At 50.1% G+C, this 13,599-nt stretch carries 7 protein-coding genes and 3 rRNA genes; 8 read left to right on the plus strand and 2 right to left on the minus strand.

Features of this window, described 5'->3' with window-relative positions:
* Window positions 1–113 precede the first annotated feature (113 nt).
* Window positions 114–773 (plus strand): alpha/beta hydrolase, encoded by a 660-nt coding sequence (locus tag NSU18_RS24980; RefSeq protein WP_341150312.1) that lies wholly within the window; start codon window positions 114–116, stop codon window positions 771–773.
* A 6-nt stretch (window positions 774–779) separates the two neighbouring features.
* Window positions 780–1,550 (plus strand): dioxygenase family protein, encoded by a 771-nt coding sequence (locus tag NSU18_RS24985; protein ID WP_341150313.1) that lies wholly within the window; start codon window positions 780–782, stop codon window positions 1,548–1,550.
* Between the two features lie 59 nt (window positions 1,551–1,609).
* Here NSU18_RS24985 and NSU18_RS24990 read toward each other — a convergent pair whose 3' ends face one another.
* Window positions 1,610–2,674, minus strand: coding sequence for a hemolysin family protein (locus NSU18_RS24990; RefSeq protein WP_341150314.1), 1,065 nt, complete (start codon window positions 2,672–2,674; stop codon window positions 1,610–1,612).
* Window positions 2,675–2,723: 49 nt separating this feature from the next.
* The gene (locus tag NSU18_RS24995; protein WP_341150315.1) at window positions 2,724–4,037 is read right to left on the minus strand and encodes a hemolysin family protein; all 1,314 of its coding nucleotides are present in this window, start codon (window positions 4,035–4,037) and stop codon (window positions 2,724–2,726) included.
* Between the two features lie 387 nt (window positions 4,038–4,424).
* Here NSU18_RS24995 and NSU18_RS25000 point away from each other — a divergent pair, with 387 nt between their 5' ends.
* The 6 genes from NSU18_RS25000 to NSU18_RS25025 all read left to right on the plus strand — a co-directional run bounded on the left by NSU18_RS25000 (window position 4,425) and on the right by NSU18_RS25025 (window position 13,511).
* Window positions 4,425–5,309: a hypothetical protein gene (locus NSU18_RS25000; RefSeq protein WP_341150316.1), complete on the plus strand. Its 885-nt coding sequence runs from the start codon at window positions 4,425–4,427 to the stop codon at window positions 5,307–5,309.
* A 197-nt stretch (window positions 5,310–5,506) separates the two neighbouring features.
* Window positions 5,507–7,067, plus strand: a 16S ribosomal RNA gene (locus NSU18_RS25005).
* Between the two features lie 236 nt (window positions 7,068–7,303).
* A 23S ribosomal RNA gene (locus NSU18_RS25010) occupies window positions 7,304–10,230 on the plus strand.
* A 146-nt stretch (window positions 10,231–10,376) separates the two neighbouring features.
* Window positions 10,377–10,493: ribosomal RNA gene (gene rrf / locus NSU18_RS25015) — 5S ribosomal RNA — on the plus strand.
* The 16S, 23S and 5S rRNA genes sit together here, the layout of an rRNA operon.
* Before the next feature lie 982 nt (window positions 10,494–11,475).
* The gene (locus NSU18_RS25020; RefSeq protein ID WP_341016775.1) at window positions 11,476–12,135 is read left to right on the plus strand and encodes a response regulator transcription factor; all 660 of its coding nucleotides are present in this window, start codon (window positions 11,476–11,478) and stop codon (window positions 12,133–12,135) included.
* Between the two features lie 2 nt (window positions 12,136–12,137).
* Window positions 12,138–13,511, plus strand: a complete 1,374-nt coding sequence (locus NSU18_RS25025) for a sensor histidine kinase (protein ID WP_341150317.1) — start codon at window positions 12,138–12,140, stop codon at window positions 13,509–13,511.
* The last annotated feature ends 88 nt before the right edge of the window (window positions 13,512–13,599 follow it).

Genomic DNA, 13,599 nt, shown 5'->3' on the forward strand with positions numbered 1-13,599 from the left:
TTAACAATTTTATTATTGACAAGTCAATGCGGACTACGATAAATTACTCATATAGAAAATATATTATTATAACTAATATTTAATTATGGATATTAAGTATGGAGGAAAATAAGATGAATCCTAAATATTCATATGATGTTCATTTACCGGATAAGCTGTTGCAAGGCAGGAGGTACCCGGTGATCTTTACTTTTCACGGCAAGGGCTCTAATGAGCACAATATGTTCGGTCTGGTGGCGCCGCTGGCTGAGGAGTTCATTATTATCGGGGTTCGCGGGAATCTGCCGCTGGGTACGGGGTATCAATATTATGATTTGAAAAGCCTGGGCAACCCCATCCGCGAGATGTTTGACCAAGCGGTCAGCGATCTTGAGGCCTTCATTCACTATGCAACGCGGCAGTATCCGGTCGATCCGGACAGACGTTATTTGCTCGGCTTCAGCCAAGGGGCCATTCTGTCCATGACGCTTGCGCTTACGATGGGCGAGCAGCTCAAGGGTATTGTCGCGCTGAATGGATATATTCCTGATTTTGTGAAAAAGGAGTATGACCTCCGCAGCCTTAAGAACGTGTCCGTCTTCGCTTCGCATGGTGAATACGATTCGGTATTCCCGGTGCGCATTGGACATGAGACTGCCGCCTATCTGGAGGGGCAAACCGAACGGTTGACCTTCAGACTCTATCCGTCCGACCACGGCGTAACTGAAGAGAACCAGCGTGATTTCCTGCAATGGCTCAAGCAGGATGCCGGATTAACCCTTAATAAGGAGTGATTATCGATGATGCCTTCCTATTTTTTTGCACACGGAGCTCCATCTATTGTTCTGGAAGATAATGCCTACACCAAACTGTTAAAAGAGTTCAAAGACCATATGCCCAAACCGAAAGCTATCGTTCTCTTCTCAGCGCATTGGGAGGAACACGTGCAGTCAGTAGGCGCGGCGGCAACGTATGATACCATTTATGACTTTGGCGGATTCCAGGACGAGCTGTACCAGATGACATATCCGGCGAAGAGTGACCAGACGCTTGCAGATCAAATCCAGAATTTGTTCACTGCGCATGGGATTGAGAATGTACGGAATGAGACAAGAGGCCTTGACCACGGCGCATGGGCTGTACTCAAGCTGCTCTACCCGGAAGCGGATATTCCGGTTGTGGCGATGTCTGTGAATCGTGATCTGCCTAATGAACAGCAGTACGAGATCGGCAAGGCGCTGGCGCCGCTGCGTGAACAGGATGTGCTTATTATTGCCAGCGGGGGAACCGTTCATAATCTGCGGAGGTTGAACTGGAATTCGGATGAGGTCAACGGATGGGCCGAGCAGTTCGATCACTGGGTTCAGGAGAAGCTGGAAGCATGGGATACAGAAGCTCTATTTAAATACGATGAGCTTGCTCCCTATGCAGAGATGGCGGTCCCGACGAGTGAGCATTTTATTCCGCTGTTCATCGCTATGGGAGCGGGGGACCCGGGGCGTAATGCGCAGCTTCTTCACCGGAGTTATCAATATGGTAATCTAAGCTTAAGCTGCTGGCAGTTTAATTAAGCTGCATAACAAAAAAAGGCCCTGAAACAGGCCTTTTTTTGTGAAATGCTAAACGTTCTTTATGAGACTGGAGAAACATTGATATTTAATGACTCATCACGGATCTCGCCGACAATCTCTTCCAGAAGATCCTCCATGGTCACAATCCCGGTAGTCTTGCCGGTGCTGTCCGTCACTTTTGCCATATGGACCCTGGTATGCTGCATTCGCAACAATACATCCCGCAGGTTCTCAGTCTCCGTAAATGTTGGAATCTCGTGAACGAATTTTTGCCAGTCCGCGCTTCGTCCTGCTGCAATACTGGTCAACATTTCTTTGGTGTTAATGTAACCCGTAAACGGTTCGCTTTCATTTGGACTTACAACGGGGTAACGGGTGTAGTCATGCTCACCCACTACTTCAATTAACTTATCGACGGGCATTCCCATTTGTACAGTTACCACTTTTTCAATGGGCACAATAATCTCACTAAGTCTGCGTTCATCAAAAGCGAAGATGTTATTCAAATAGATAAGTTCCGTCTTGTTGATTTCTCCGCTCTCAAAGCTTTGGTCCACAATCCACTTCAGCTCTTCTTCAGAGTGCACCGTTTCATGCCCCGCAGGCTTCACTCCAAAAATACGGAGCAACAGTCTTGCAGATCCATTCAGGGCAACGATGAACGGATAGGTGATTTTGCCGAACCAATAGAGCGGAGGAGCAAGCAGTAAGGTCATCTTTTCAGCAAACTGAATCGCCAGGGTCTTGGGGGCAAGCTCTCCAATCACTACATGCAAGAAGGTGATGATTGACAAGGCGATCAGATAAGATAAGACGGTAGACAAGGCGGCTGGAACACCTATTTGGTCAAATAGCGGATGCAAAACCCGTTCAACGGTAGGCTCACCCAGCGCACCGAGCACCAAAGCGGTTATTGTAATCCCTAATTGACAAGCGGATAGATAGTAATCTAAATCGCGGGCAACCTTTTTGGCGGTCACCGCTTTCTTGTTGCCTTCGGTGATCAGTTGATCAATCCGGGACATACGTACCTTGAGAATAGCGAACTCAGCGCCTACAAAGAAAGCGGTAAGGCCAATAAAGACAGCTACCAGAATTAAGTTTAATGTAATGACTCCGTCCAAATTTTTCCCTCCGGCTGAGGGATTCACCTCCAAAAGTTATAATTATACGCTATGAAGATTGCTCTACTGCTCTCGTAAGAACAATCTGCTTGATCTGCAGGTTATCCATTTCAGTAATGACCCAGTGTTGACCACCATCCTGAAGCTCATACCCCGGGGTCACGGGATTGCCGGCCTTATATTGAATCCAGCCTCCGATAGTATCTATGCCATCCCTGTCCTCAAAGACTAATCCAAACTGCTGTTCAATCTCTTCAAGCAAGACACGTCCATTGATCCTATAGATCTGCTCGCCGATAAGCTGAATATCAGCAAGTTCATCTGCGTCAAACTCGTCGCGGATTTCGCCTACAAGCTCCTCCAGAATATCCTCTAAGGTCAGGATTCCGGCTGTACCTCCATATTCATCAGCAACCATGGCCATATGCATCTGTTCCTGCTGCATTTTGAGCATAGCTTCCTTAATAGGAGTCGTCGACGCTACAACGGGGAGGCTGCGTACAAAATCCTTCAGATGACGCTCCCGGCCGGCGATAATGTGGGGAAGCATTTTTTTGATGTTCACCACACCATGAATGATATCCTTGTTTCCATCCTGGGTGACCGGGTAACGGCTATAATTATTGGAATCAATGACACTTGTGATCTCTTCATACGACATTGCGTAATCCAAAGCTACCATTTCAGTTCTTGGAATCATGATGTCTTTGGCGATACGTTCATCAAAAGCAAATACATTATCTAAATATTCCAGCTTTGTTTCATTCAGCGCCCCGCCTTTGAAGCTTTGAGCCATAATGATCCGAAGTTCCTCTTCTGAATAATGATCTTCATGTCCGGCGGGTTTTACTCCAAACAGGCGCAGAATAACCCGGGAAGTTCCATTTAGGGCAACGATAAAAGGATGCATAATTTTGCCGAACCAGTACAGTGGGGGAGAGAGCAGCAGCGTCATCTTTTCAGAAAACTGGATCGCCAGCGTCTTGGGTGCCATTTCACCTACAACGACGTGTAAGAAGGTAACAAAAATAAACGCAATGGCATAGGAAGCAACGGAAGCGGTTGCGCCGGACAAGTTAAAGAAATCAAAGACCGGGTAAAGAATGCGTTCCACGGCTGGTTTACCGATCGCCCCCAGACCAAGGGCTGTAACGGTAATTCCAAGCTGGCAGGCGGAAAGATAATAGTCCAAATTACCGACAACCTTTTTGGCAATGACGGCTTTCTTATTTCCTTCATCAATCAATTGTTCAATGCGCGACATGCGGATTTTGACGGCCGCAAATTCCGAAGCTACAAAAAAAGCGGTTAAAACAATTAATATGGCAAGAATAATTAAATTAGTGATCGTTATTAGGTCCAAGCTTTCCCCCTCATGAAGAGGGATTCACCTCCAAGTTATGGTTAGATTGCATATCCTATAGAACTTAACGATGGACATGAACAGCCGCTTGAGAAGTGAATCAATTCATGAGCACAATCCATTTGCAAAATCGCCTTCCCATTTATTGTTCACCTCCCCACCTAAATATACGAAGGAGTATAACATAAAAGCGTGTAAACCATCCAGTTTCACGTCATGGTTTGCATTTTGCGGAATTCGGAGACCCATCTGATGTCCCGCCCGCTTGCCGGCACCTATTAGGTGAAGAAACGCTAAGCGCTGTATGGGGAGGAAGGAATTTCCGGTCCACTTTTCCATCCATTCTTGGTAAGGTAGGGAGACTGCTATTCTGAAGAGGTGATGGTTATGCAAAAGAAACATTGTGCATTCTGCGATCAGATTGTCCGCATTGCAGCAGACGGTGAGTATGATCAATATTTCGACTGCTCCTGCTCTCCTGGGGGAAGCTACAGCTTGCTTAGAGACAGTTATGAATCGATTCTTGCGCTCTCGTTCCAGCAGAAGCGGGACATGCTGCATCTGATCTCAGGCTATATCCGCGAAAAAATGGATTGTGGCGGGAAGGTGGTCCTTGCGTTCAGTGATCTGGAGGAGATTGTGAATGCCCCGGGTATTCCGGTAACTGCTGAGGATAAAGGAAACAGGCTGCTGCAGTATCTGCATAGGCATTGCGGTGGCCCTGGGGAGCCGGTGGTCATTCATCCCCTGTCCCGCAGCTACAATCTGACGTACTCTCCCAATCTGCAGGAGCTGGTCTATATTATTGACAGGCTGCAAAATGAGGAGCTGTTAGTCCGGGAAGGTATGAACTTCTCTTTGACCCCTATGGGGTGGGAGGAAGCTGCTGCAATCGCAGGCGGCCGGATTTTACAACAATGCCTGGTTCTTCTGCCGGATGATGAGAAGCTGCAGGCGGAATGGCAGGACAAGCTTTGGGCCAAAATCGAGCAATTTGGCTATTTACCCCGTTTGCTTGCCAGCAGGAGCAAAGCTACGAATTCCCTGGAGTCTGTGGCGGACAGCAAGCTGGTTATTGCGGACCTCACAGGCCAGTCATCTGAGGTGTATCTGGCAGCGGGCTATGCGCTTGGGCTGAACATTCCGGTAATCTGGACGGTCAGAAGCGATGAGGCAGATCTGTTAAGGATACATCTTCAGGAGATACGTCCTCTGGTTTGGGATACTGCGGAAGAGCTGATGGTATTGCTTCAGCAGAAACTTTTGAAATAATAGTTGCATAGTTGTTTGATCCATGTTATATTATAAAAGTTGCTGGTGACGCGGTAATTGTCGCTGACAACGAGCTTGATCTTTGAAAACTGAACAACGAGTGAGTATCTGGAGATCACTTCGGTGAGATCCAAATTAGAGGATGTAACAATTCTCGTCAGATGTTTCAAAATGAGCAATCGCTCTTTCTAAATACCAATTTGGAGAGTTTGATCCTGGCTCAGGACGAACGCTGGCGGCGTGCCTAATACATGCAAGTCGAGCGGAGTCTAAGAGGAAGCTTGCTTCCTTTCAGACTTAGCGGCGGACGGGTGAGTAACACGTAGGCAACCTGCCCTCAAGGCTGGGATAACTACCGGAAACGGTAGCTAATACCGGATAATTTCTTTCTTCTCCTGAGGAGAGAATGAAAGGCGGAGCAATCTGCTGCTTGGGGATGGGCCTGCGGCGCATTAGCTAGTTGGTGGGGTAACGGCCCACCAAGGCGACGATGCGTAGCCGACCTGAGAGGGTGAACGGCCACACTGGGACTGAGACACGGCCCAGACTCCTACGGGAGGCAGCAGTAGGGAATCTTCCGCAATGGGCGCAAGCCTGACGGAGCAACGCCGCGTGAGTGATGAAGGTTTTCGGATCGTAAAGCTCTGTTGCCAGGGAAGAACGTCCGGTAGAGTAACTGCTGCCGGAGTGACGGTACCTGAGAAGAAAGCCCCGGCTAACTACGTGCCAGCAGCCGCGGTAATACGTAGGGGGCAAGCGTTGTCCGGAATTATTGGGCGTAAAGCGCGCGCAGGCGGTTATTTAAGTCTGGTGTTTAAACCTTGGGCTCAACCTGAGGTCGCACTGGAAACTGGGTGACTTGAGTACAGAAGAGGAAAGTGGAATTCCACGTGTAGCGGTGAAATGCGTAGATATGTGGAGGAACACCAGTGGCGAAGGCGACTTTCTGGGCTGTAACTGACGCTGAGGCGCGAAAGCGTGGGGAGCAAACAGGATTAGATACCCTGGTAGTCCACGCCGTAAACGATGAGTGCTAGGTGTTAGGGGTTTCGATACCCTTGGTGCCGAAGTTAACACAGTAAGCACTCCGCCTGGGGAGTACGGTCGCAAGACTGAAACTCAAAGGAATTGACGGGGACCCGCACAAGCAGTGGAGTATGTGGTTTAATTCGAAGCAACGCGAAGAACCTTACCAGGTCTTGACATCCAACTAACGAAGCAGAGATGCATCAGGTGCCCTTCGGGGAAAGTTGAGACAGGTGGTGCATGGTTGTCGTCAGCTCGTGTCGTGAGATGTTGGGTTAAGTCCCGCAACGAGCGCAACCCTTGACTTTAGTTGCCAGCAGGTTGAGCTGGGCACTCTAGAGTGACTGCCGGTGACAAACCGGAGGAAGGTGGGGATGACGTCAAATCATCATGCCCCTTATGACCTGGGCTACACACGTACTACAATGGCCGGTACAACGGGAAGCGAAGCCGCGAGGTGGAGCCAATCCCAGCAAAGCCGGTCTCAGTTCGGATTGCAGGCTGCAACTCGCCTGCATGAAGTCGGAATTGCTAGTAATCGCGGATCAGCATGCCGCGGTGAATACGTTCCCGGGTCTTGTACACACCGCCCGTCACACCACGAGAGTTTACAACACCCGAAGTCGGTGGGGTAACCCGCAAGGGAGCCAGCCGCCGAAGGTGGGGTAGATGATTGGGGTGAAGTCGTAACAAGGTAGCCGTATCGGAAGGTGCGGCTGGATCACCTCCTTTCTATGGAGAATCGTTTCCTGCAACGGAAACATTCAAATCTTAAATCTAGCCGGTCGGCTAGTTACTCACTCGTTGGTCAGTTTTGAGAGCTCAAACTCTCACGCAAGAAACTTGATCCTTGAAAACTGGATACCGAAACGAATTTGCGTTTTAGAACATTCCTTTAAGCTGAACTTGTGTAAACAAGTTTCAATATTTTAGTGATGCTAAGCGATTTTCCTAACGGAAAACGCATTGGTTAAGCTACTAAGAGCACACGGAGGATGCCTAGGCGCCAGGAGCCGACGAAGGACGTGGCGAACAACGAAACTGCCTCGGGGAGCTGTAAGCAAGCTTTGATCCGGGGGTGTCCGAATGGGGAAACCCAGCTGTGGTAATTCGCAGTTACTCGTATCTGAATACATAGGATACGCAGAGGCAGACCAGGGGAACTGAAACATCTAAGTACCCTGAGGAAGAGAAAACAATAGTGATTCCGTCAGTAGCGGCGAGCGAACGCGGAACAGCCTAAACCAAGGGGCTTGCCTCTTGGGGTTGTGGGACGTCTCACATGGAGTTACAAAGGAATAGGGTAGGCGAAGAGGTCTGGAAAGGCCCGCGATAGAGGTAAAAGCCCTGTAGCCGAAATGGTATTCTCTCCGAGACGGATCCCGAGTAGTGCGGGGCACGTGAAACCCCGTATGAATCCAGCAGGACCATCTGCTAAGGCTAAATACTACCTGGCGACCGATAGTGAAACAGTACCGTGAGGGAAAGGTGAAAAGCACCCCGGAAGGGGAGTGAAATAGAACCTGAAACCGTGTGCTTACAAAAAGTCAGAGTCCTCTTTATGGATGATGGCGTGCCTTTTGTAGAATGAACCGGCGAGTTACGTTTAACATGCAAGGTTAAGGTGAGAAGCCGGAGCCGCAGCGAAAGCGAGTCTGAATAGGGCGACTAAGTATGTGGACGTAGACCCGAAACCGTGTGATCTACCCCTGTCCAGGGTGAAGGTGCGGTAACACGCACTGGAGGCCCGAACCCACGCATGTTGAAAAATGCGGGGATGAGGTGGGGGTAGCGGAGAAATTCCAATCGAACTCGGAGATAGCTGGTTCTCCCCGAAATAGCTTTAGGGCTAGCCTCGGTGAATGGAGTGGTGGAGGTAGAGCACTGATTGGGTGCGGGGCCCGCAAGGGTTACCAAGCTCAGTCAAACTCCGAATGCCATTTACTTCTTGCCGGGAGTCAGACAGTGAGTGCTAAGATCCATTGTCAAAAGGGAAACAGCCCAGACCATCAGCTAAGGTCCCCAAGTGTGTGTTAAGTGGGAAAGGATGTGGAGTTGCACAGACAACCAGGATGTTGGCTTAGAAGCAGCCACCATTGAAAGAGTGCGTAATAGCTCACTGGTCGAGTGACTCTGCGCCGAAAATGTAACGGGGCTAAACACACCACCGAAGCTATGGCTAGATGCTTTGCATCTGGGGTAGGGGAGCGTTGTGTAGGGGTTGAAGGTGTACCGTAAGGAGCGCTGGACACTACACAAGTGAGAATGCCGGTATGAGTAACGAAAAGATCAGTGAGAATCTGATCCGCCGAAAGCCCAAGGTTTCCTGAGGAAGGCTCGTCCGCTCAGGGTAAGTCGGGACCTAAGGCGAGGCCGACAGGCGTAGTCGAAGGACAACAGTTTGAAATTACTGTACCACCGTAATCCGCTATGAGCGATGGGGTGACGCAGGAGGGTAGTGACGCGGACTGATGGATGTCCGTCTAAGCAGTGAGGCTGGTGTGTAGGCAAATCCGCACACCGTGAAGGCTGGGCTGTGATGGGGAGCGAAAATTACAGTAGCGAAGGTCATGATCTCACACTGCCAAGAAAAGCCTCTAGTCAGGAGAAGGTGCCCGTACCGCAAACCGACACAGGTAGGCGAGAAGAGAATTCTAAGGCGCGCGGAAGAACTCTCGTTAAGGAACTCGGCAAAATGACCCCGTAACTTCGGGAGAAGGGGTGCCTCGGTAGGGTGAATAGCCCGAGGGGGCCGCAGTGAAAAGGCCCAAGCGACTGTTTAGCAAAAACACAGGTCTGTGCGAAGCCGTAAGGCGAAGTATACGGGCTGACGCCTGCCCGGTGCTGGAAGGTTAAGGGGAGCGGTTAGGAGCAATCCGAAGCTGTGAACCGAAGCCCCAGTAAACGGCGGCCGTAACTATAACGGTCCTAAGGTAGCGAAATTCCTTGTCAGGTAAATTCTGACCCGCACGAATGGCGTAACGACTTGGGCGCTGTCTCAACGAGAGATCCGGTGAAATTTTAATACCTGTGAAGATGCAGGTTACCCGCGACAAGACGGAAAGACCCCATGGAGCTTTACTGCAGCTTGATATTGAATTTGGGTACGATCTGTACAGGATAGGTGGGAGCCGTTGAAGCAGGAGCGCAAGCTTCTGTGGAGGCGCCGTTGGGATACCACCCTGATCGTATCTAGGTTCTAACCTGGTACCCTTAGCGGGTACGGGGACCGTGTCAGGCGGGCAGTTTGACTGGGGCGGTCGCCTCCTAAAGAGTAACGGAGGCGTTCAAAGGTTCCCTCAGAATGGTTGGAAATCATTCGCAGAGTGCAAAGGCATAAGGGAGCTTGACTGCGAGACCTACAAGTCGAGCAGGGACGAAAGTCGGACTTAGTGATCCGGTGGTACCGCATGGAAGGGCCATCGCTCAACGGATAAAAGCTACCCTGGGGATAACAGGCTTATCTCCCCCAAGAGTCCACATCGACGGGGAGGTTTGGCACCTCGATGTCGGCTCATCGCATCCTGGGGCTGAAGTAGGTCCCAAGGGTTGGGCTGTTCGCCCATTAAAGCGGTACGCGAGCTGGGTTCAGAACGTCGTGAGACAGTTCGGTCCCTATCTGTCGTGGGCGCAGGAAATTTGAGAGGAGCTGTCCTTAGTACGAGAGGACCGGGATGGACGTACCGCTGGTGCATCAGTTGTTCCGCCAGGAGCATGGCTGAGTAGCTACGTACGGACGGGATAAGCGCTGAAAGCATCTAAGCGTGAAGCCCCCCTCAAGATGAGATTTCCCAACATGTAAGACCCCTTGAAGACGACGAGGTAGATAGGTTGGAGGTGGAAGTGCAGCAATGCATGGAGCTGACCAATACTAATCGGTCGAGGGCTTATCCAAAAAACTACCCCAAAAAGTGAAGATGACGCTGACGAAGCGGATTCCGAGTACTTTCCGGGGGCCCCGTAAGAAGGGCGAGCGCAGATTCGTTTCGGATTCAGTTTTCAGGAATCAAATTCCTGAAGCATTTACGCTGTAAATGCCCGTTTGGTGGCGATAGCGGAGGGGTTCCACACGTACCCATCCCGAACACGACCGTTAAGCCCTCCAGCGCCGATGGTACTTGGACCGAAGGGTCCTGGGAGAGTAGGACGTTGCCAAGCACTTAAGACCACTGTTGATTTTCTGATAGTGGTCTTTTTGTATTTTCCGGAGAAGCCTGGGCGCAGCCAGATAAGCAACGATATAACGGTTACGGCCGATAGTTAGATTTTATCCACTTGCTGATAAGCAAATGACCGATGCAGGGACAGGAGTTGGAAAAACAACACTTAATAGATTCGATTTCAGCCAAAGAAGAGTTCGCACGCAGAAATAGTTGTTGTTTGTCCACTTGCTTCGGTCCGTCTGTCGGAAACTTAAGCAATAAGATACTTTTTTCCATTTGCGTGCTGTAGAAGCCGTCTTGGTTCCAATCTGGATCGAGTCATTGCCGGTCCTGTTACTTTTTACAACTCCATAACAACTGTTACTCTATTTTATAACATGTTGAGAGTAGGATAGTGGTAGAGAAAGTACTATATTCCTAATGAGGTTATCCTATTGAATAAGAAAATGTGGTCTGTTTTTCTATAGTTGTCCTGTTATGTGCCGGGGGGTTATTCGTTTCGGCAGGGTTATGTATCCTCTCTACGCTATCCGGACAAACCTGTTTTTCCTGAGAAGTATAGCGAGTCTGAATTTATCATGCGTGCGGCTGAAAGTGTACGTAAGCTTTATGGTGCGGATGTGTCCAAGCTGGAAATATCCACTAGTCTGCGAAAACCGTGATTTGGCTTTCCTCCCCAATAGTGGGTGTGTTTCTCACCCTACAAGGAGCGGACCATGCGGGGACAAGGACTGGGCTGCGTTACCTCATTTATGAGCCCGCCGATATGAGAAAATAAACGGGAAGTTTATGTACTATGAACAAAGTAGTCCTGACGATCAAGCAGTTCTTGATTCGTCAGGACTTTTTGGCAGGTGGGTGGGTAAGGTCAGGTTCGGCTTAAAGGTTATGGATGTTATGGAATCTGGTATGATTAAGATTAGGTTACCTATGAACAGTCACCTCGTGGCTACAGAAGTTAGGAGGATATTCTACAGATGGCTCATATACTTGTTGTTGAGGATGAACAGGCGATTAATGATTTAATAACTATGAACCTTAAGCTGGTGGGACATACGTATGCCAAAGCCTATAGCGGCTCGGAGGTAGCAGACATGCTGGAGAAGGAACGTGCGGATCTGGTTCTCTTGGATGTCATGCTTCCCGGTCTGGACGGGTTCGGGGTGATGGAGCAGATTGCGCCACTGCGGATTCCGGTGATTCTGATTACAGCCCGGGGTGCACTCTCTGACCGGATCAGGGGCTTCGAGCTGGGGGCGGATGATTATATTATTAAGCCTTTTGAGATTCTGGAGCTGCTGGCCCGGATTAATGTCGTGTTGCGGAGGAATGAGCAGGCCGCTTCTGCTTATATATGCGATGGGGTTGAAGTCCGGTTCACAGAGCGTCAGGTCTGGGTGGATCAGCTGCCAGTGGATCTGACGGCCAGAGAATTCGAGCTGCTTGAAGTGCTGATCCGTAACCGGAATATTGCTCTTTCCAGAGAGAAGCTGCTGGAGCTGGCTTGGGGCTATGATTATGCCGGTGATACCCGTACTGTGGATGTACATATCCGGCAGCTGCGCAAAAAGCTGGGCTGGGAAGAACGGATCAAAACCGTGTTCAAGCTGGGCTACCGGCTGGAAGTTCAGGTCTAGCCATGCGGTTCTGGCATAAGATTCTGCTTGCTGTGCTGGTTCTTTTTATAGCAGCCCTTGATGTAAGTGTCGTAATGGTGATGAAAAAAAGCTGGCAGCTGAACATGGCCAGTGAGAGCAATCGTGCGGCCAGCGAGCAGCTGCTAATTATGAATAATATCTATGAGAATCTGGATTCGATTCGGGCAAGAGGAGTATCGCTCAACCCGGCACTGTTGTTGAGAGTGGCTCAATCTTATGGTCAGCATTACCGCAAACAGGGAATAGGATTAGAGCTGCGGGAGAATGGGAGGCTGCTCTATCCCATTGAGGACGGGGGGAGTTCCGGTCAGAAAGAGACGGGTGCAGCACTGGAAGCACATATCATGACGTTAGCGATGCCGCTCCCGGCCCCCTATCAGCATCTGGAGCTGGCCTATAATCGTGATATCAGCGAGCTGTATGCCCAGCAGGAGGAGCTTAACCGTTTTTTTGTAATGATTAACTGGATTGTGGGACCGCTTCTTGTGGTGCTGCTCTACCTTCTGATCCGGCATCTGACCAAGCCGCTCAAGCTGTTGTCAGAGACGACGAAGACGATTGCTGAAGGCGATTATTCCAACCGTGTGGAGCTGAACAGCAGGGATGAATTCGGGGAGCTGGCCGTAAACTTCAACCGGATGGCCTCGGTGGTGGAGCAGCGGATTACCGATCTATCGGACATGGCCGAGGACAAGCAGCGGATGGTCGATAATCTGGCCCATGAGCTGCGGACACCGCTGACCAGTATGCAGGGATTCGCAGAGCTGCTGACTACGGCGAATATCGACCGGGAGGATCAGATCAAGGCAGGCCATTATATCTTAAGTGAGACGGTGAGGTTGAAGAATCTGGCTTTTAAACTGCTGGATCTGTCCGTTCTGCGGCATCAACCGCTGGTGTTGGCAGAGGTAGACGTAGCTTCGCTATTTGACACTGTGGCCCAGACTGAGCAACAGAGGGTGACAGATAACGGATTACTGCTGGAGATGAATAGCTCCATTCCTGCCTTATGGGGAGATGCTGATCTTCTGGCGGCTTTACTGGTGAATCTGATCGAAAATGCAATTCCGGTGTCCCCGCCAGGGCAGACGATCCGTGTGCTGGCCTATCAGCAGGACGGAGAAGGGGTGCTTGAAGTACAGGATAGCGGAAGCGGAATGACAGAAGAGCAGAGCAGGCGGGCGTTTGAGCCGTTCTACCGTGCAGATCCTTCACGTTCGCGGGCCTATGGCCATGCAGGTCTGGGTCTGTCTCTATGCCGCCAGATTGCTGAAGCGCATCAGGCCAGAATTGAGCTGCTATCTGCTCTCGGGAAGGGAACGCGCATCCGCCTTTTTTTAAGCTCAACTTTGTGAAGCTATTTTACAACTCCATAACAACTGCTCCTCTACTCTATAATATCCCGGGATTAAGCTATGGAAAGAGTTCATATTCTGAATCCCG

Source organism: Paenibacillus sp. FSL H8-0048, assembly GCF_038002825.1.
Classification (GTDB): domain Bacteria; phylum Bacillota; class Bacilli; order Paenibacillales; family Paenibacillaceae; genus Paenibacillus_AQ.